Source organism: Massilia aurea (assembly GCF_040790145.1).
GTDB lineage: Bacteria > Pseudomonadota > Gammaproteobacteria > Burkholderiales > Burkholderiaceae_D > Telluria > Telluria aurea_C.
This window is the reverse complement of record NZ_JBFMMP010000001.1, coordinates 914535-934741: the sequence shown is the minus strand read 5'-3', so window position 1 is coordinate 934741 and position 20207 is coordinate 914535. Positions and strand designations below refer to the sequence as shown.

Annotated in this window: 9 protein-coding genes; 6 read left to right on the top strand and 3 right to left on the bottom strand. The window is 67.0% G+C overall.

Going from position 1 to position 20207, the window contains the following annotated elements:
* Positions 1–39: 39 nt before the first annotated feature.
* Positions 40–903 (bottom strand): chemotaxis protein, encoded by an 864-nt coding sequence (locus AB2N08_RS03925; protein WP_367609297.1) that lies wholly within the window; start codon positions 901–903, stop codon positions 40–42.
* Entirely contained in the window at positions 891–5813 is a 4923-nt protein-coding gene (locus AB2N08_RS03920) for a hybrid sensor histidine kinase/response regulator (RefSeq protein ID WP_367609296.1), read from the bottom strand. Before AB2N08_RS03920 ends, AB2N08_RS03925 begins: the two co-directional genes overlap by 13 nt.
* A gap of 347 nt (positions 5814–6160) precedes the next feature.
* On the opposite strand from AB2N08_RS03920, the gene AB2N08_RS03915 reads away from it, so the two are divergent.
* Positions 6161–6913 (top strand): helix-turn-helix transcriptional regulator, encoded by a 753-nt coding sequence (locus AB2N08_RS03915; protein WP_367609295.1) that lies wholly within the window; start codon positions 6161–6163, stop codon positions 6911–6913.
* Here AB2N08_RS03915 and AB2N08_RS03910 read toward each other — a convergent pair.
* On the bottom strand, positions 6888–7103 hold the full coding sequence (locus AB2N08_RS03910) for a helix-turn-helix domain-containing protein (protein ID WP_367609441.1): 216 nt from the start codon (positions 7101–7103) through the stop codon (positions 6888–6890). The genes AB2N08_RS03915 and AB2N08_RS03910 overlap by 26 nt on opposite strands.
* A gap of 237 nt (positions 7104–7340) precedes the next feature.
* On the opposite strand from AB2N08_RS03910, the gene AB2N08_RS03905 reads away from it, so the two are divergent.
* The 5 genes from AB2N08_RS03905 to recD all read left to right on the top strand — a co-directional run bounded on the left by AB2N08_RS03905 (position 7341) and on the right by recD (position 20192).
* Entirely contained in the window at positions 7341–7922 is a 582-nt protein-coding gene (locus tag AB2N08_RS03905) for an acyl-homoserine-lactone synthase (RefSeq protein WP_367609294.1), read from the top strand.
* 171 nt (positions 7923–8093) lie between these two features.
* A complete protein-coding gene (locus AB2N08_RS03900) occupies positions 8094–11147 on the top strand; it encodes a CHASE domain-containing protein (protein ID WP_367609293.1) in 3054 nt (1017 codons plus the stop codon).
* Positions 11148–11219: 72 nt separating this feature from the next.
* A complete protein-coding gene (gene recC / locus AB2N08_RS03895; RefSeq protein ID WP_367609292.1) occupies positions 11220–14621 on the top strand; it encodes an exodeoxyribonuclease V subunit gamma in 3402 nt (1133 codons plus the stop codon).
* A complete protein-coding gene (gene recB, locus AB2N08_RS03890; RefSeq protein WP_367609291.1) occupies positions 14618–18280 on the top strand; it encodes an exodeoxyribonuclease V subunit beta in 3663 nt (1220 codons plus the stop codon). Before recC ends, recB begins: the two co-directional genes overlap by 4 nt.
* Entirely contained in the window at positions 18267–20192 is a 1926-nt protein-coding gene (recD, locus tag AB2N08_RS03885; RefSeq protein ID WP_367609290.1) for an exodeoxyribonuclease V subunit alpha, read from the top strand. The genes recB and recD overlap by 14 nt, the downstream gene beginning before the upstream one ends.
* Positions 20193–20207 lie beyond the last annotated feature (15 nt).

Genomic DNA, 20207 nt, shown 5'->3' with positions numbered 1-20207 from the left:
AATCAGGTTCCAGCCTTCGCTGGAACGACGAACGGTTGGCTACCTGATACGCTTGTACCAGGCCCCATCGCCGGGCAGCAACTGGTAATCGCCCACCGCCGCATCGGTCGCCGCCAGTGCGCGGTCGACGCCCAGCACCCCGAACAGCGCCAGGCTGTCGCGAAACAGGCGCAGCACGCGCTGGCGCAGCACCGGGCCGAAGCCGGGCAGGGCGCGGCAGCAGACGATCGCGTGGAATTCATTGAACGAGGCATCGGTCACCAGGTTGTACTGGGCCCAGGTGATGCGCTCGCGCAGCCGGGGCAGCAGGCGCGCCTGGCCGTCGGTCACGTCGAAATAATCGAGCAGGCGCCCGTTGCCGCCGCTGGCTTCATACCCGGCTTGCGCCAGCGCGATCTGCCCGATTGGCAGCGTGGCGTCGTGCACCGCATGCAGCTGCTCGTCGCTGGTCAGCGTGGCGAAGACCTCGGTGCGGCCATACAGCTTTTCTTCGGCCAGCAGGATCGCCAGCGTCCACGCTTCGCCCACGCCGGCCACGTCGGGCAGCCACACCTTCGGCAGCGCGGTCGGGCGCAGGCTGTCGGCCAGCGCCGTGCGCTGGCGCCGCGCCCAGTCGGGGCGGTCGAACAGCGCCGCCGGCGGCACCGCCAGCGCGCGCACCACGCTCGCGGCCACGCCCGGCACGTGCAGCACTTCTTCTTGCAGCCGCGACAGACTGGGCAGCGCACGTTCGCGCACCACGCCCTGCAGCCGGCGCCGCAGCAGCGCGCGTTCGTGGCTGCGATAATCGAGGCCGAAGCGCCCGTAGAGCGCCTCGAGCAGCAACCCGATCTCGAGTTCTTCCAGGGCCGGATCGAGCCCCGGGATGGCCGGGGCGTTCAGGACCGCGCTCAATGCAGCCAAACCCGCATCATCGACAGCAGCTGGGCCACATCGACCGGCTTGGTGATGTAGTCCGACGCGCCGGCGGCGATGCACTTGTCACGGTCGCCCTTCATGGCTTTCGCAGTGAGGGTGATGATCGGCAGCGAGCGGAATTTGGGAATGCGGCGAATCGCCCGCATCGTGTCGTAGCCGTCCATCTCGGGCATCATGATGTCCATCAGGACGATCTCGATGGTCGGATCCTTCTCGAGCACCTCGATGCCGTCGCGGCCATTTTCCGCAAACAGCACCTGCATCTGCTGGCGCTCGAGCAGTGTCGACAGCGCAAAGATGTTGCGCAGGTCATCGTCGACGATCAGCACCTTGCGCCCGGCCAGGCCGGAATCCATCGCATGGATCTCTTCCAGCATCTTGCGCTGGGTCTCGGGCAGGCTGGCCTGCGAGCGGTGCAGGAACAGCGCCGTCTCGTCCAGCAGCCGCTCGGGCGAGCGCGCATCCTTGATGACGATCGTCTTGGCGTAGCGCTTGAGCTTCGTGACTTCCTTGCGATTGAGTTCCTGCGCCGTGTAGATCACGATCGGCAGGTCGCGCAGGCGTTCGTCGCGGCCGATCTGGTCGAGCAGGTCGAAGCCCGAGATGTCCGGCAGCGTCAGGTCCAGCACCATGCAGTCGAAATGCGACGACTGCAGCACGTCGAGCGCGGCGCCGCCATGATCGACCGTGACGATGTGGATATCGGTATTGCCGATCAGCGAGACGATGGCATCACGCTGCGCCGGATCGTCGTCGACCACCAGCAGGCTGCGCTTGCCGCCCATCAGGAATTTCTGGATGCGCTTGAATTCTTCGTGCAGCACGTCGCGCTCGACCGGCTTGTTGATGTACGAGATCGCGCCCTGGCGCAGCGCGCGCTCGCGCTCGCGCAGTGACGACATCACGTGCACCGGAATGTGGCGCGTGCTCGGATCGCGTTTCAGGCGATCGAGCACCGTGAAGCCGTCGATGTCGGGCAGGTCGAGGTCGAGCAGGATGGCCGACGGCAGATAGTCGCGCGCCAGCGACAGGGTCGAATCGCCACGGTGCGTGACAATCGCCTTGAAGTTGCGCTCGCGCGCGAATTCGAGCACCACCTTGGCGAAGCGCTCGTCATCCTCGACGATCAGCACCGACGGATCGCCCGGCGTCACCAGCCCCCGGTCATCGAGCACACTCGCGTATTCCACCAGCGCGCTGCTGTGGTCCAGCACATCCGCAGTGCGTTCGTGCGTGGCCACGTCACCGCGCTCTTGCAATACCGGTTGCAGCGGCTGCTGCGCGTGCGCGGGGCCTTGCGGCGGCAGCAGGCGCGCCGGTTGCGGCTGGCGGGCCTGCTCGTAGTTGACGAAGCCGGCGCGGTTGTACGGCAGGTACAGTGTGAACACCGAACCGACGTTGACGGTCGATTCGACGCGGATTTCGCCGCCCAGCAAACGCGCCAGTTCGCGCGAGATCGACAGGCCCAGGCCGGTGCCGCCATATTTGCGGGCGGTGGAGCCGTCGGCCTGCTGGAATGCCTCGAAGATCAGCTGCAGCTTGTCGGCCGGGATGCCCACGCCGGTGTCGTACACCGAGAACGCCAGCACCGCATCGGCGTGCTCCAGGTTCGGGTGATCGGCCGTCCACCCGCTCACTACCAGGCTGATGCCAAGCGAGACCTGGCCGTGGCTGGTGAACTTGAACGCATTCGACAGCAGGTTCTTGAGCACCTGCTGCAGGCGCGTGGTGTCGGTCATCACGGCCGTCGGCAGGTTCTCGGCCAGGTCGACCTGGAAGCCCAGGTGCTTGGCCTCGGCCATGTGGCGGAAGGTGCGGTCGACGTAGTTGCGCAGGTTGGCGAAGCGGTACTCCGAGACGTCCAGCGTGACGGTGCCCGACTCGATCTTCGACAGGTCGAGAATGTCGTTGATCAGCGTGAGCAGGTCAGAGCCCGAGCCGTAGATGGTCTTGGCGAATTCGACCTGCTTGCCCGACAGGTTGCCCTCGGGGTTATCCGACAGTTGCTGCGCGAGGATCAGCAGCGAATTCAACGGTGTGCGCAACTCGTGCGACATATTGGCCAGAAACTCCGACTTGTACTTCGACGACAGCGCCAGTTGGGTCGCCTTTTCTTCCAGCGCCAGCTTGGCTTGCTCGACCTCGCGGTTCTTGCGTTCGACCTCGATGTTCTGCTCGGACAGCAGGCGCGCCTTCTCGGCCAGTTCCTGGTTCGTTTGCTGCAGTTCCTGCGCCAGCGACTGCGACTGGGTCAGCAGCGACTCGGTGCGGCTGTTCGCCTCGATCGTGTTCAGGACCACGCCGATCGATTCCATCAACTGGTCCAGGAACGACAGGTGGGTTTCGGTGAAGCGGTCGAGCGATGCGATCTCGATCACGGCCTTGACCTGCTGCTCGAACAGGATCGGCAGCACGACGATATTGTTCGGCGGCGCCGAGCCCAGGCCGGACGAGACCACGATGTAATCGCGCGGCACGTCGGTGAGCCAGATGCGGCTCTTCTCGAGTGCGCACTGGCCCACCAGGCCTTCGCCCGGCAGGAAGGACGTGGGCAGCTTGCGGCTGGAACGGTAGCCGTAGCTGGCGATCATGCGCAGGCGCGCGTCGCTCTCTTGCGAGTCCATCATGTAGAACACGCCGTGGTGGGCCGAGACCAGCGGGGCCAGTTCGGACAGGATCAGGCGCGTCACGGCCTGCAAGTCGCGCTGGCCCTGCAGCAGGCGCGTGAAGCGCGCCAGGTTGGTCTTGAGCCAATCCTGCTGCGCGTTCTTTTGCGTCGTCTCTTTCAGGTTGCGGATCATCTCGTTGATGTTGTCCTTCAGGTAGGACACCTCGCCGCGCGCCTCCACCTGGATCGAGCGCGACAAGTCGCCGCGCGTGACCGCGGTGGCCACTTCACCGATCGCGCGCATCTGGTTGGTCAGGTTTGCCGCCAGCTGGTTGACGTTTTCGGTCAGGTCTTTCCAGGTGCCGGCCACGCCCGACACATTGGCCTGGCCACCCAATTTACCTTCGGTGCCGACTTCGCGCGCCACGCGCGTGACCTCTGAAGCAAATGAGGACAGCTGGTCGACCATCACGTTGATGGTGTCCTTCAGCTCGAGAATCTCGCCCTTGACGTCCACCGTGATCTTCTTGGACAGGTCGCCGCGCGCCACGGCGGTGGTCACCGCCGCGATATTACGCACCTGGCCCGTCAGGTTCGACGCCATGAAGTTGACGTTGTCGGTGAGGTCCTTCCAGGTGCCGCCCACGCCCGGCACGTAGGCCTGGCCACCCAATTTACCTTCGGTGCCGACTTCGCGCGCCACGCGCGTGACCTCTGAAGCAAAAGAGGATAGCTGGTCGACCATCACGTTGATGGTGTTCTTCAGCTCGAGAATCTCGCCCTTGACGTCCACCGTGATCTTCTTGGACAGGTCGCCATTGGCCACGGCGGTGGTCACGTCGGCGATGTTGCGCACCTGCGCCGTCAGGTTGCCGGCCATCGAATTGACGCCGTCGGTCAAGTCCTTCCAGGTGCCGGCCACGCCGGGCACGTTGGCCTGGCCACCGAGCTTGCCTTCGGTGCCCACTTCGCGCGCCACGCGCGTGACTTCCGATGCGAACGAGTTCAATTGATCGACCATCACGTTGATGGTGTTCTTCAGTTCGAGAATCTCGCCCTTGACGTCGACCGTGATCTTCTTGGACAAGTCGCCGTTGGCCACGGCGGTAGTCACGTCCGCGATATTGCGCACCTGGCCCGTGAGGTTACCGGCCATCGAGTTGACCGAGTCGGTCAAGTCCTTCCAGGTGCCGGCCACGCCTTTCACCATGGCCTGGCCACCGAGCTTGCCCTCGGTGCCGACTTCACGCGCCACGCGCGTGACCTCTGAAGCAAAAGAGGAGAGCTGGTCAACCATCACGTTGATGGTGTTTTTCAGCTCGAGAATCTCGCCCTTGACGTCGACCGTGATCTTCTTGGACAGGTCGCCGTTGGCCACCGCGGTGGTCACCGCCGCGATGTTACGCACCTGGCCCGTCAGGTTCGACGCCATGAAGTTCACGTTGTCGGTCAGGTCTTTCCAGGTGCCCGCCACGCCCGGCACATAGGCCTGGCCACCGAGTTTGCCTTCGGTGCCGACCTCGCGCGCCACGCGCGTGACTTCCGATGCAAAGGAGCGCAGCTGGTCGACCATCACGTTGATGGTGTCCTTCAGTTGCAGGATCTCGCCGCGCACGTCGACCGTGATCTTCTTGGACAGGTCGCCGTTGGCCACTGCGGTGGTCACTTCGGCGATATTGCGCACCTGGGACGTGAGGTTGCCCGCCATCGAGTTGACCGAGTCGGTCAAGTCTTTCCAGGTGCCGGCCACGCCCTTGACCTGCGCCTGGCCACCGAGCTTGCCTTCGGTGCCGACCTCGCGCGCCACGCGCGTGACTTCGGACGAGAACGACGAGAGCTGTTCGACCATCGTGTTGGCCGTCATGGCCGCGCGCAGGTACTGGCCCTTGAGCGGATGGCCGTCGACTTCGAGCGCCATCGTCTGCGACAGGTCGCCCTTGGCCACGGCGCCGATCACGCGCGCCATTTCGGTGGTGGGGCGCACCAGGTCGTCGATCAGCGTATTGACCGAGCTGATCATCGTGCTCCAGCCGCCGACCACGCCGGGCAGGTCGGCGCGCTGGGTCAGGTGCCCCTCGCGGCCCACGACACGCGAGACTTCGGTGACGGTTTCCACCATCTTCTGCTTCGTTTCGATGATGTCATTCAATGTATCGGCGATCTTGCCCGACACGCCCGTCCAGTCGGATGGCATGCGAACCGAAAAATCGCCTTTTTTCAACGCCATCAATGTGGCCAGCAGCAGTTTGATGTCCAGCTGTTCGCCCATGTCGGTCATATTGTTCATTGACTAGATCCTCGTACTCAGAAGAAGTGGTTGTATGCCGGACTTGCACCGGCCGGTCCGATAGGCCGCCGTGGCGACTGTGCGTTATATTGACTTATATCAAGACACAAAATTATTGTTCGCTAACAAACGTGTAACATTGATTTGCGACAGCGAAATTTACCTTAAGTAAAGCCGCGTGCGATAGCGAAAATAGTCCTGCAATGAACCACGATGTGAAAATAGTTGTTGTCAATGCACGACACCATGCAAAATAGATGTGTGTAAATATCCAATTGTTAATTTTCGAGGATATTGATCGGGGCCGAACCAACTAGCATAGCGGTGTCGCATATTATTTCGCCCCCATGATTGATACCACCCTATTACTAGAGTTGATGCAGGCCAAGGATGCGACGCAGTGGAGCGCCTCCCTGTTCAATCTCGCGCGTGGATTGGGTTTCGATCAAGTCTTGTTCGGGCTGGTGGGTTCGCGCCATGCGCGCTTTGAATCGGCCTTCCTGCGCAGTAATTATTCCGATGAATGGCGTGAACGCTACGACCGCAACGGCTTCGCCTATATCGATCCCACCGTTTCGCACTGCCTGACCAGCACCTTGCCGATGGTGTGGGAACCGGGCGTGTTCGCCGCCGGCAGCCAGCAGGCCGGCCTGTACGAAGAAGCCAGCGCGCATGGGATCCGCAGCGGCGTGACGTTGCCGGTGCATGGCCCACAAGGCGAGTTCGGGGTGCTCAGTTTCGCGTCCGACGCGCGGCCCGATATCGCCGCCCAGCGCGCCATGATCGAGGTGCTGCCGTTGCTCGCCCTGGCGCGCGATTACGCGTTCGCTTCGTCGCATCGCTTTCGCGAGGAAGGCGTGCGCCTGGAAGAGGGCCGGGGCGGCGCGCCGCGCCTGACCAAGCGAGAGCTGGAAGTCTTGCAGTGGGTGATGGTGGGTAAATCGTCATGGGAGATCGCGCGCATTACCAACTGCTCCGAAGCGACCGTGAACTTTCATTTGGCGAATGTGCGTCAGAAGTTCGATGTCAACACCCGCCAGCAGGCGGTGGTCAAGGCCATCGGCCTTGGCTTGATCACCCCTGAAGATCACCATCGCTGAGCTTGCCGTTGACATACATACGCAGCAAAATCGACACGGGCGTGGGAATTGCCAGGCCGGTTTCAAAGCGGGAGCCGCTCGATTGGGTGACGCCGAAGCGGCCCCAGAATTTTTCCTGGCTCTCGCGCTTGGTGATGCGCAGGCGGCGCAGTTCATGCGGCGCCAGGCGCACAGCGCCAGCCGTATGCATCACATGGCTGGCGTGGAGGTCGGCGGCCAGTGCGTCAGACATCAGTTCGGTTGCCATGATTTTTCCTTTCAAGGAAGTGAAGCCAGCACGAGGGAAACTGCATAACCAAAAGTATTGCACCCTCGACATTGCTCGCCACCTAGCAGAGCTGATAGTACCCAAGCTATTCAAATTGCATGACGCTAATATGCCAAAAGCATTTTTTTATCGACCGGATGTCACTCGAGGAGATCGGCCATGAGCCTGCACATCAGGATCGCGCCGCGCCATGCCATCGCATCGAACGAGTTGTGCGAAATGCATCTGTTGCGCGCCCGGGTATTTCGCGATCGGCTGGGCTGGGAAGTGCCGGTCTTGTTCGGCATGGAGATCGATGGCTATGACGCGCTCGAGCCGCGCTACATGCTCATGCGCGACCACGCCACGCTGCGCGGCTGCTGGCGCCTGCTGCCGACCGAAGGGCCGTACATGCTCAAGGATTCGTTCCCCCAGCTGCTCGACGGCCAGGCTGCACCGAGCGACCCGCAGATCTGGGAGCTGTCGCGCTTCGCGCTCAAGACCGACAGCGTGGCCGGTTACGGGTTTTCGGCCATGACGATGGCGTCGATCGCCGCCATCATCGACGACGCCCACGAGCGTGGGTTGTCGCGCTACGTCACGGTCACCACCACGGCGATCGAACGCATGCTGCGCCGCGCCGGCGTGGTCATCACGCGGATCGGCGCGCCCCGGGCGGTTGGGATCGAGCAGGCCGTGGCGCTGTACGTCGAAATCGAACCGACCTGGGACGCGCTGTTCGCCGCGCGCCTGGCGTCCTGACCGCTTGCGCAGCGACCCCGCCGATCGGCGCACGCATTGCATGGGCCGTGTTCGCGCGGGCCGCGATGTGTTGCATGCAAGCCTCATGAAGGCGCCTGACAGGATTGCGTCAGCGCAACACGTCGATATACTGTCAATTTTGCGGGGCCTGCATCGCCCGTCAGGGGAAGCATGAAGCGATCAGCCTTGCACGGCGCCAGCGCCATCGAACTTGCGGCCACCCGTCTGGGGCGCCCTGTCGTCCTGTGGGGCGGTGGCGTGGTGCTGGCGCTGGCCATTGGCATGCTGCTGCATGCGTTCGCAGGCGCTGCCGTCGAGAACGATGCCCGGCGCCGCTTCGACAACCTGGCGCGCGGCGCCCAGGAACGCCTCGACAACGCCATTGCCTCATATGCCCGCGCCGTACGGGCGATGGCGGCGCTGCATGCTGCAGGCGGCGGCAGTGCGGTACCGGATCGTGCATCGTTCCACCGCTACGCAGCGGCGCTCGACCTGGCCAATAATTATCCGGCCATCGAGGCGCTGACGTTTGCCACCCGCGTGCCCGACGGCGAGCGGGCCGCCTTCGTCGCGGCCATGCGCGCCGACCGCAGTGTCGACGCGCGCGGCTATCCCGATTTCCAGATCTTCCCGGCCGGGCGCCGCCCTTGGTACGAAGTCGTCACCTACCAGTATCCGGCCGACAAGCCCAGCCGGCGCCTCGGCTTCGACATGGCCGCCCGGCCGCTGGTCGCGCGCGCGCTGGTGCTGGCGCGCGACAGCGGCACCATGAGCGCATCGGGCCAGCCTGTGTTCCTGCCCGACCCGGTGCCGCACAACGCGCTCGGCATGCGCCTGCCCGTGTATGTCGGCGGCGTGCTGCCGCTGGGCGTCGAAGAACGCCGCGCCGCATATCTTGGCTCGTTCGGCATCTTCTTTTCGGTGCAGGAACTGGTGCGCAATGCGCTCATCTCGCTCGAGGCCCAGCCGCTGCGCGTGAGCCTGTACGGCACCGGGCGCCGCTACACGGCGACGCCGGCTGCGCCGGTGTCCGGGGACATCCTGCTGCACGGCGTCGACGTGCGTGGCAATGCGGTCGATCCGGCGCTGCACTTCGTGTCGGTGCTGGGCGTGAACTACGTCGGCAACGGCTGGACAGCGCACTTCTCGGCGCCCAAGGCCCGGATGCTCGTGGGCGTCGACCGCTATGTGCCGTTCGGCGCGTTTGCCGCCGGCTTCATCGGCACGCTGCTGATGTACGGCTTGTTCCTGGCGCAGTACCGCTCCCGCCGCGCCGCCGACGAACAACGGCTGCTGCTGGACACGGTGCTCGACAATCTCGACGCCGAGGTGTATTTGAAAGACGGCGCGCGCCGCATCCGCTACCTCAATGCCAAGGGCGCCTCGCGCCTCGGGCGCCCGGCGACGGACCTGATCGGCCGGCCCGATAGCGAAGCGATGGATGCGGCCCAGGCCGATGCAGCGTGGGAGCTCGATCGCGCCGTGCTGCGCGCCGACCGCCAGAGCAGCGCGCAGGTGGCGCAGGCCGGCCCGGACGGCGCCACGCGCCAGTTATGGAGCGTGCGCGTGCCGCTGCAGGTCGACGAAGAGCCGGCCGTGCTGTGCGTGTCGACCGACGTCACCGAACTGCATCGCCTGAAGGCGCGCGCCGACGCCGCCAGCAAGGCCAAGAGCGACTTCCTGTCGAACATGAGCCACGAGATCCGCACGCCGATGAACAGCATCATCGGCATGACCCACCTGGCGCTGCAGGCCGGGCCCGACCCGCGCCAGCGCGACTATCTCGAAAAGATCTACCACTCGGGCCAGCACCTGCTGGGCATCATCAACGACATCCTCGACTTTTCCAAGATCGAGGCCGGCATGCTCGAACTGGCCACCGAGCGCTTCATGCCCGACGCGTTGATGCGCAACGTCGAAGCGCAACTGGGCACGGCGGCGGCGGCCAAGGGCCTGGGCTTCGACATCGAGATCGCGCCCGAACTGATGCGGCCCCTGTGCGGCGATTCGCTGCGGCTTGAACAGGTGCTGATCAACTTCGCCGGCAACGCTGTCAAGTTCGCCGGGCGCGGGCGCATCACGATGCGTGCGCGCCTGGCGCACGCGTTCGGCCCTGAAATCCTGGTGCGCTTCGAAGTCGAAGACCGCGGCATCGGCATCGCGCCGAACGCGTTGCAGCACCTGTTTACGCCGTTCCAGCAGGCCGACCAGTCGGCCACGCGGCGGCACGGCGGCACGGGCCTGGGCCTGGCGATCAGCCGCCAGCTGGCCGAACTGATGGGTGGTGAAGTCGGCGTGACCAGCACGCCCGGCGTGGGCAGCATCTTCTGGTTCACGGCGCGCCTGGCGCTCGACGATGGCGCCGGCGCGCGGGTGGGGGCGGGCGCCAGTTCCGGCCTGGGCGCGGCGCCGGCGCCGGCCCTGGCGCGCCTGGATGGCTGCGCGGTGCTGCTGGTCGAGGACAACACGTTCAACCAGCAGGTCGCGCGCGAATTGCTCGAACTGGCCGGTGCAGCCGTCGTGGTGGCCGGCAATGGGCAAGAGGCGCTGGACGCGATGGCGCAGGCGCGATTCGACTGCGTGCTGATGGACGTGCAGATGCCGGTGATGGACGGCCTGGAAGCGACGCGCCGCATCCGGCGCGACCCGCGCCTGGCCGGCACGCTGGTGGTGGCCATGACCGCCAACGCCGGCGTGGATGACCGCGCCCGCTGCATGGCGGCGGGCATGAATGAGTTCCTCGCCAAGCCGGTGGTGCCGGAGCTGCTGGCCGCCACCATCGCGCGCTGCCTGGGGCGCACGACCGCGCCGGTGTCCGATGTCGCCGTCAACCTGCCCGCTGGCACGGCGGCCGGCAGCGCGGTGCTCGACCTGGCGCTGCTGGCGTCCACCGCCGGCGGTGACACCGAACGCATGCGCAAGTACGCGTTCCTGTTCCTGGAGACAGCGCGCGACAACCTGACCGCCATCGACATGGCGCTGGCGTGCAGCGACCTGACCCACACCGCCAGCCTGGCCCACCAGCTCAAGTCGTCCGCGCGCGCGGTCGGCGCCACCGCGTTCGGCGCGATCTGCGAAGACCTCGAGGCGCAGCCGGTACGCGAATCGAGTGCCGGCGGCACGGCGCAGGCGCGGGCGCTGACGGCGCGTCTGCGCGCGCTGTTGATCCGCATCGAGCGCGAGGTCTCGGCGCAGTTCGGCAGCCGCGCCGGCGACGGGCGCTAGCCGGCCCGCCTGGCCCTACCGCCAGGGGGCCAAACGCGGTATGCTTTGCTCCCGATTGCCCGAGCACAGCGCATGTCTTCCCCGATCACTCCCGGTCTCTTGATCCTCCACGGTAACCAGATGGAGCTGCTGCGCAGCGCCGTCTTCGACTGGCTGCGCAGTCACCCTCTGGGCCCGCTCGAAGAAGAGATTTTCCTGGTCCAGTCCAATGGCGTGGCCGAGTGGCTCAAAATCGCGCTGGCCGAAGAAAACGGCGTGTGCGCTGCCACCCGCGTGGCGCTGCCGGCGCGCTTCATGTGGGAAGCCTACCGGGGCATGCTGGGGCGCGAGCGCGTGCCGCAGCGTGCGCCGTTCGACAAGGATCCCCTGACCTGGCGCCTGATGCGCCTGCTGCCCACGCTGCTGCAAGATGACGGCTACGAGCCGCTCGCGCGCTTTCTCGCCGACGGCGACGCCGAGCGGCGCCTGCAACTGGCCGAACGCGTGGCCGACCTGTACGACCAGTACCAGGTGTACCGCGCCGACTGGCTGGCCGACTGGGCGGCCGGGCGCGACGTGCTGCGCCGCGCCGGTGGAGACACCATCGCCCTCGCGCCCGAGCAGCGCTGGCAGGCCTGCCTGTGGCGCGCCGTGCACGCCAGCCTGCCGGAAGCGCAGCGCCAGAGCGGGCGCGCCACGATCCACGACCAGTTCCTCGCCGCCGTGGCGGCCGACGTCACGCCGGCCAGCCGCCTGCCGCGCCGCGTGGTGCTGTTCGGGATGTCCACGCTGCCATACCAGACGTTGCAGGCGATATCGGCGCTGGCGCGCCACACGCAGGTGCTGTTCGCGGTGCCCAATCCGTGCCGGTTCTATTGGGGCGACATCATCGAAGGCAGCCAGCTGCTCAAGGCCGCGCGGCGCCGCCAGCCGCAGCGCAACGGCGTCGACCTGGGCCAGTTCCCGATCGAGGAAATGCATGTCCACAGCCATCCGCTGCTGGCAAGTTGGGGGCGGCAAGGCCGCGATTTCGTGCGCATGCTCGACGAATTCGACAACCAGGATCGCAGCGAAGATCGCAGCGAAGAGCAGGCTGCGCCGCTGCGGGTCGATCTGTTCACCGACGACGACGGCGGCACGCTGCTGGCGCAAGTCCAGGCGGCGGTGCGCGACCTGGTCCCGCTGTCCGAGCATCCGAACGTGCCGCCGATACCGGGCGACCGTTCCATCGAGTTCCACGTCACGCACAGCGTGCAGCGCGAGATCGAAGTGCTGCACGACCAGCTGCTGTCGTGGTTCGCGCAGGATCCGACTTTGCGGCCACGCGACGTGGTGGTGATGGTGCCCGACATCGACGCCTTTTCGCCCGCGATCCACGCCGTGTTCGACCAGCACCGGCGCCACGACCCGCGCCACATCCCCTTCGAGATCGGCGACGTGCGCGACCGCAGCGTCAATCCGCTGCTGGTCTCGCTCGAGTGGCTGCTGCGCCTGCCGCAGCAGCGCTGCCGCCAGAGCGAAGTGCGCGATCTGCTCGACGTGCCCGCCGTGGCGCGCCGCTTTGGCGTGACGAGCGACGACCTGCCGATACTGGGCCGCTGGATCGACGGCGCCGGTGTGCGCTGGGGCCTGGACCACGATCACCGCGCGGGCCTGGGCCTGGGCATGGCCGGCGAGCAGAACGCCTGGATCTTCGGCGTGCGCCGCATGCTGCTCGGTTACGCGAGTGGCGCCGGCGCCAGCTTCGGCGAGATCGAACCGTACGCCGAAGTCGGCGGGCTCGATGCCGCGCTGGCCGGTTCGCTCGCCGAACTGGTCGAATGCCTGTTGACCTGGCGCGGCCGGCTCGACGAGTCGCGTCGCCCGGCCGAGTGGGGCGAGGCCGCGCGCGAAATGCTGTCGTGCTTTTATGCGGCCGGCGACGAAGCCGACCGCCTGACGCTGTCGAACCTGGGCGAGGGCCTGCAGTGCTGGCTCGAGACGTGCGCGGCGGCAGGGTTCGATGAACCGGTGCCGCTGGCGGTGCTGCGCGAAGCGTGGCTGAACGAACTCGATGCGCCCACGCTGAACCACCAGTTCGTGTCCGGCGGCGTGACCTTCTGCACGCTGATGCCGATGCGCGCCGTGCCGTTTCGCGCCGTGTGCCTGCTTGGCATGAACGATGGCGACTTCCCGCGCCGCGCGCGCCCGTCCGACTTCGATCTGCTGGCCTTGCCTGGCATGGCGCGCCCGGGCGACCGTTCGCGCCGCGACGACGACCGCTACCTGATGCTCGAAGCCCTGCTGGCCGCGCGCGACAAGTTCTACGTCAGCTGGGTCGGACGCAATGTGCGCGATAACAGCGAGCAGCCGCCATCGGTGCTGGTGGCGCAGCTGCGCGACTATCTGCAGGCCGGCTGGGCCATGCCCGACCTGCACGGCATCACCACCGAACATCCGCTGCAACCGTTCAGCCGCCTGTACTTCCAGCGCGGCGGCCTGCTCACGTACGCCGGTGAATGGCGCACCGCGCACGGAGCCGACGACCAGCTGGTCGATGACGCCTTGCCGCCGTACGAGCTGGAGCCGGACTTCGTACTGAAACTGGGCGAACTGGCCAGCTTCCTGCGCCAGCCGGCGCGCTTTTTCTTCCGCCGCCGCCTGGGCGTCGTGTTTGCCGACGCCGCGCACGTGGGCGACGACGACGAACCGTTTGGCCTGGACGCTTTGGAGCGCTACCAGATCGAAGACCACCTGCTCGACGACAGCGGCGAGGCGGAAGCAATAGGCGACGTGCGCGCCACGCTGGCCACCCGCGCCGGGCGCCTGGCGCGCGAAGGCGTTCTGCCGATCGGGCTGATGGGCCGCATGTGGCAGGAGCAGCTGGTCGAGAGCCTGGCGCCGGTGCGCACCGAGTGGCTGCGCCTGGGCGCGCGCTTCCCGCATCCGGCGCCGAAATTTGCCATCAGCCTGGACCTCGATGGCGTGCTGCTCGACGACTGGATCGACCGCCTGCGCACGAGCGGCGAGGGCAGTGCATGGCTGATGCAGATCTCGTCCAAGGTGCTCGACCGGGCCGGCAATCCACGTGGCGACAAACTGATCGCGCCGTGGCTGCGCCAGCTGGCGGCGGCCGCCGCCGGCAATCCGGTAACGGGTTACCTGGTGGCGCGCGATGCGGTGCTCGAGATGGCGCCGCTGGATCCTGCCGATTCCCTGGCCGTGCTGCGCGACCTGGTGCGCCTGTGGCGGGCCAATCTCGACAGCCCGCTGCCGGTGGCGTGCAAGACGGCCCTGAGCCACCTGGCGCAGGGAGACCCCCGCGCGACCTATGACGGCGGCTTTGAACTGCGCGGCGAGGTCGACGACCTGTGTCTGGCGCGCCTGTGGCCCGACTTCGAGGCCTTGAAGAACGCCGGCGGCTGGCTTGACCTGGCCGACGAATTGTATGGGCCGCTGGCCAGCTGGATGCAGGACTTCGTGAAGATCAAGCCGTTGCAGGAGTTGTCCGCATGAATGGCAGACTGAATAGCAGACTGAGTAGCAAACTCGAGCCGATCGGTTTTCCGCTGCACGGCTCGCGCCTGATCGAGGCGTCGGCCGGCACCGGCAAGACCTGGACCATCGCCGCGCTGTACGTGCGCCTGGTGCTTGGGCATGGTGGGCCGGACGCCTTTGTGCGGCCGCTGCTGCCGGCCGAGATCCTGGTGATGACGTTCACGCGCGCGGCCACGCGCGAGCTGGCCAACCGCGTGCGCGAGCGGCTGGTGCAGGCGGCGAGTTACTTTCGTGGTGAACTCGAGCTCGACGACCCGTACCTGCAAGAACTGGCGGGGAGCTACGCGGCGGGCACAGAGCGCAGTGTCGCCGCGCATCGCCTGATGCTGGCCGCCGAAACGATGGACGAAGCGGCGATCTTCACCATCGACGCCTGGTGCCAGCGCATGCTGCGCGAGCATGCGTTCGACAGCGGCAGCCTGTTCGACGAAGAACTGGTCAGCGACGAGCGCGAACTATTCGAAGACGCCGCGCACGACTACTGGCGCCAGCAAGTCTATCCGCTGGGCGCCGAGGCGCTGGCAGTGGTGATGGATAGCTGGCGCGATGTCGAGGCGCTCAAGGCAAGTGTGCGCGATCTGATTCATCGCGACGCCTTGCTCGGCGCACCGGGCGCCGAACCGCTCAAGCAACTGGTGGCGCGGCTGGCGCGGGCGCAGCGAGAAGAGCTGATGCGCCTGAAAGACGGCTGGGTCGAGCGCGCCGATGCGATGGAGCGCTGGATCGCCGGCCACCGCGAACGCCAGCCCAAGTGCTTCAACGGCACCAAGATGCGGGCCGACTCGCTTGTGAAGTGGTTCGAGGCGCTGCGCGCCTGGGCGAACGACCCGGCGCGCCATATGCCGGATCTGACCGACACCGCTTGGCGCCGCCTGACTCCGGGCGGGATCGAGGATGCGTTCAGCAAGGATTTCTCGAGCGAGGTGCCGGCCTGCTTCGACGACACCGCCGCGCTGCAGGCCGCCCTGGGCGCGCTCGACCCGATCGCCCATGCGCTGCTGCGCCACGCCGCCGGCCGCGTCAAAGCGCGCATGCAGGAACTCAAACGGCGCAACCGCCAGTTCGGGTTTGCCGACATGCTCGAGCGACTAAAGGTTGCGCTCGAAGGCGAGAACGGCGCGGCACTGCGCGCGCGCATCGTGGCGCAGTATCCGGTGGCGATGGTCGACGAATTCCAGGACACGTCGCCCGACCAGTACCGGATCTTCGACCTGCTGTACCGGGTCGATGCCAACGATCCGCAGCAGGGCCTGTTCCTGATTGGGGATCCGAAGCAGTCGATCTACGGTTTTCGCGGCGCCGACATCCACAGCTACCTGTCGGCGCGCCGTGCGACGGCCGGGCGCCACTACCAGCTCGACACCAATTACCGTTCTACCGCGCGGCTCGTGAGCGCCGTCAATGGCTTGTTTTCGCATGCCGAAGACACGCACGCGGGCGCGGCGTTTCGTTTCCGGCGCGGCGACGACAACCCGCTGCCATTTGACGCTGTCAAGGCGCAAGGGCACCGGCGCCAGCTGGTGGGCCTGGCGGACGATGCCGGCGCACTGTCCGTGAACACCATGCGCCGCGATGACCTGAAGGCCGACGACTACCGCGACATCTTTGCCCATCACTGCGCCGAACACATCGTCGGCCTGCTCAACGATGCGCGGGTGGGCTTCGACGATAGCGAAACCGGTTTCACCCGGCTGATGCCGGCCGATATCGCGATCCTGGTGCGCGACCGGCGCGAGGCCGGCGCCATCCGGCGCGCGCTGATGCGGCGCAAGGTGGCCAGTGTCTACCTGTCCGACAAGGATTCCGTCGTCGAAAGCGAGGAAGCGGCCGACGTGCTGCGCTGGCTGTACGCGGTGGCCAATCCGCTCGATGGCGCGCTGGCGCGGGCGGCCTTTGCCACCGCCACGGCCGGCCTTGGCCTGGCCGAGCTGGCGCAGTTTTCGCACGACGAGATGGTGTGGGAGGCGCGCGTCGAACAGTTGAAAGCACTGCATGGCAGCTGGCAGCGCCAGGGCGTGCTGGCGATGCTGCGCCGCTTCATCCACGAACTGGGCTTGCCGACGCGGTTGCTGCGCGAACCGGGTGGCGAGCGGCGCCTGACCAATCTGCTGCACCTGGCCGAACTGCTGCAAGAGGCGAGCGGCCAGCTGGAAGGCGAACAGGCGCTGATCCGCTGGTTCGCCGAACAGATCGACGGGGTTGGCGCGAACGGCGACGAGCGCGTGCTGCGCCTGGAAAGCGACGCCGAACTGGTCAAGGTCGTCACGGTGCACAAATCGAAGGGCCTGGAATACCCGCTGGTGTATCTGCCATTCGCCGTGACGGCGCGCGCGACCAACCGCCGCAACCGCGCGTTCTTCGAGTACGTGGACGACCAGGGCACGCGCCACCTCGACCTGGCGCTGACCGACGACGCGCTGGCGGCGGTCGACCGCGCGCGCATCGAGGAAGACCTGCGCCTGCTATACGTCGCGCTCACGCGCGCGCGCCACTTCCTGTGGCTTGGCGCGGCGGCGGTGGCCGGCACGCGCAAGGGCGCAAACAAGCTGCACGAGTCGGCGCTTGGCTACCTGCTGGCCGGGGGCGACGCCATCGCCGCCGATGCGCTGCAGGCGCGCTTCGATGTCGTGGCCGGCCGCGCCGACGGCATCTCGCTGCACGAGCTGCCGGAACCCGACGGCGTCACGTTGCTGTCGCGCCAGGACGTGCGCCCCGAATTGCTGGACGCGCCGCGCTACCGCGCCGAGTTCGAGCGCGACTGGTCGGTGGGCTCGTTCACGTCGCTCACGCGCCACGCGGTGGCGCCGCCGACCCCGATGCGCGCGCAAGAGCAGACCCTGATGGAAGACGTGCCGCAGGCGGCCACGCCAGCCCGCATCGAGGACGCGCCGTGGCACCGTTTCCCGCGCGGCTCGGTGCCGGGCAACTTCATGCACGAGCGGCTCGAGTGGCTGGCGCGCGAAGGCTTCGATTGCCTGGACGCCCCCAGTTGCGAAGCGCGCCTGGTGCAGCATATCGAGCGCGCGGGCTGGGGCAACCGGCTGGACGATGCACTGGCCTGGCTGCGCGAGATCGTCGACACGCGGTTGCCGCCGTTGAACGCGCGGCTGCGCGACCTGCGCGGCGTGCTGCCCGAGATGGAATTCTGGTTCCCGAGCGAGCACCTCGACCTGGCGCGGCTGGACGCGCTGTGCCGCACGCACCTGCTGCAAGGGATCGAGCGGCCCGTGCTGCCCGAGCGCGTCCTGCACGGCATGCTCAAGGGCTTCGCCGACCTGGTGTTCGAGCACGAGGGCCGCTACTGGGTGCTGGACTACAAGTCCAATGCGCTGGGCCCGGGCGACGCGGCGTACAGCCAGGCGGCCATGGAAGCGGGGATGGCCGAGCACCGCTACGAGATCCAGGGCAGCATCTACTTGCTGGCCCTGCATCGATTGCTGCGCGCGCGCCTGGGCGATGCCTACGAGCCGGAATACCAACTGGGTGGCGCCGTCTTCATGTTCCTGCGCGGGATCGCCAACCCGGTCACGCGCGGCTGCTGGGTGCTGGCGCCCGACCTCGAACTGCTGGACGGACTCGAACGATTGCTGGACAAGGATGACCATGGCGAAGGTTGAAGCCGATATCGATGGACTGTGGCGTGCAATCGGCGCGTTGACCGAGGCGGGCGAGTTGCGCCGCCTGTCGAGCGCTTTTGCGCGTTTTATCGCGCAGCTGGGCGACGCGCCGCCGGCACTGATCCTGGCGGCAGCGGTGCTGTCCGAACTCGAAGGCCATGGTCACAGCTGCATTCAATTGCAAGACCTGGCAGAAGGGCCGACGCTGCTGCTGGGCTGGAGCGACGACGCCTGGCGCGGATTGGCGCAGGCAGCCGCGCCGCTGCCCAAGGGCGTGGCGGGCTGGATCAAGCTGCTGGCGCACTGCGAGCAGGTGTGGGTGCGGGGCGAATTCGATTATGACCAGCCGCTCGTGCTCGATGGCGAGCGCCTGTACCTGCGGCGATACTGGCGCGACGAGACACTGGTCGCGCAGGCCGTGCGCGAGCGCGCGGCGGCCACGCATCCGGTGGATACAACGCTCGTGCGCACCTGGCTCGACAAGCTGTTCGTGGCGCAGCAGGGAGCAGAACAGCCGGACTGGCAAAAGCTCGCCTGCGCCGTTGCGCTGCGTGGCTCGGTGGCGATCATCACGGGCGGCCCTGGCACTGGCAAGACCTACACGGTGGCGCGCCTGCTGGCGCTGTTGTTTGCCACGGCGCCCGAAGCGGGGCGCCAGCGCGTGGCCCTGGCCGCACCGACGGGCAAGGCGGCGGCGCGCCTGAAGCAGTCGATCGACAAGGCGTTGGGCGAACTGGCCGATCGCGTTGGCGCCGAACTGCCGCTGCGCGAACTGACGGCGCGCATGGGCGCGGCGCGCACGCTCCACAGCCTGCTGGGGGCGCGGCCCGATACGCGCGCATTCGCGCACCATCGCGGCAATCCGCTCGACGTCGACGTGCTGATCGTCGACGAGGCGTCGATGGTGCACCTGGAAATGATGGCCAGCCTGCTCGATGCGCTGCCGCCCGGTGCGACGCTGATCCTGTTGGGCGACAAGGACCAGCTGGCGTCGGTGGAGGCGGGCGCCGTGCTCGGTGACTTGTGCCATGCGGCGCACGAGGGCCACTACAGCGCCGCGACGATCGCGTATGTCGCGGCGGCCAGCGGCGAGGCCATCCCCGACGCTTATCGCGGCGAGGGCGGTCCGCTGGCCCAGCAAACCGTGATGCTGCGTCACAGCCGCCGCTTCGGCGGACCGATCGGCCAACTGGCGCTGGCGGTCAATCTAGGGGACACGGCGCGCGCCGAAAGCGTGCTGCGCGCCGGGGGCGACAACGTGCGCTGGCTGGAGCACGCACAGCCGGCGCAACTGCTCCAGCTGGCGCATGCCGGCTACGCGCCGTACCTGCATCTGCTGCGCGACGGCGCCCAGGGCGAGCATGAAGACTGGGTGCGCCGGATTTTGCTCAGCTTCGAGACCTTCCGCATCCTGTGCGCGGTGCGCGATGGCGAGTGGGGCGTGGCTGGCCTGAACGAGGCCATCGAAAAACGGCTGGCGGCAGGCCACCTGCTGCGCCATGGCGCCGAGTGGTACGTGGGCCGGCCGGTGATGGTGACGCGTAACGATTATTCGACGCGCGTGTTCAACGGCGACATTGGCGTCACGCTGCCCGATCCGGCCCGCGCCGGCGCGCTGCGCGTGTACTTCCTGGAAGGCGAGGCGGTGCGCAGCGTGCTGGCCACGCGCCTGCGCAATGTGGAGACGGCGTTCGCGATGACGGTGCATAAATCGCAGGGCTCGGAGTTTCGGCACACGGTGCTGGCGCTGCCGCGCGAGCGCAATGCGGTGCTCACGCGCGAGCTCGTCTACACCGGGATCACGCGCGCAAGCGCGGTGTTTACGCTCGTCACGCCGGGCGGCGACGTGCTGCAAGAGGCGATTGCCAGCCGCACGCACCGCACCAGCGGACTGCGCGCGCTGATGGCGTAGAAGGTACACGCACGG

Bases quoted from the DNA above. Each gene is read 5' to 3' on its own strand.
- AB2N08_RS03900 (WP_367609293.1), top strand. From the start codon at position 8,094: ATGAAGCGATCAGCCTTGCACGGCGCCAGCGCCATCGAACTTGCGGCC.
- AB2N08_RS03915 (WP_367609295.1), top strand. From the start codon at position 6,161: ATGATTGATACCACCCTATTACTAGAGTTGATGCAGGCCAAGGATGCG.
- AB2N08_RS03910 (WP_367609441.1), bottom strand. From the start codon at position 7,103: ATGCATACGGCTGGCGCTGTGCGCCTGGCGCCGCATGAACTGCGCCGC.
- AB2N08_RS03905 (WP_367609294.1), top strand. From the start codon at position 7,341: ATGAGCCTGCACATCAGGATCGCGCCGCGCCATGCCATCGCATCGAAC.
- recB (WP_367609291.1), top strand. From the start codon at position 14,618: ATGAATGGCAGACTGAATAGCAGACTGAGTAGCAAACTCGAGCCGATC.
- recD (WP_367609290.1), top strand. From the start codon at position 18,267: ATGGCGAAGGTTGAAGCCGATATCGATGGACTGTGGCGTGCAATCGGC.
- AB2N08_RS03920 (WP_367609296.1), bottom strand. From the start codon at position 5,813: ATGAACAATATGACCGACATGGGCGAACAGCTGGACATCAAACTGCTG.
- recC (WP_367609292.1), top strand. From the start codon at position 11,220: ATGTCTTCCCCGATCACTCCCGGTCTCTTGATCCTCCACGGTAACCAG.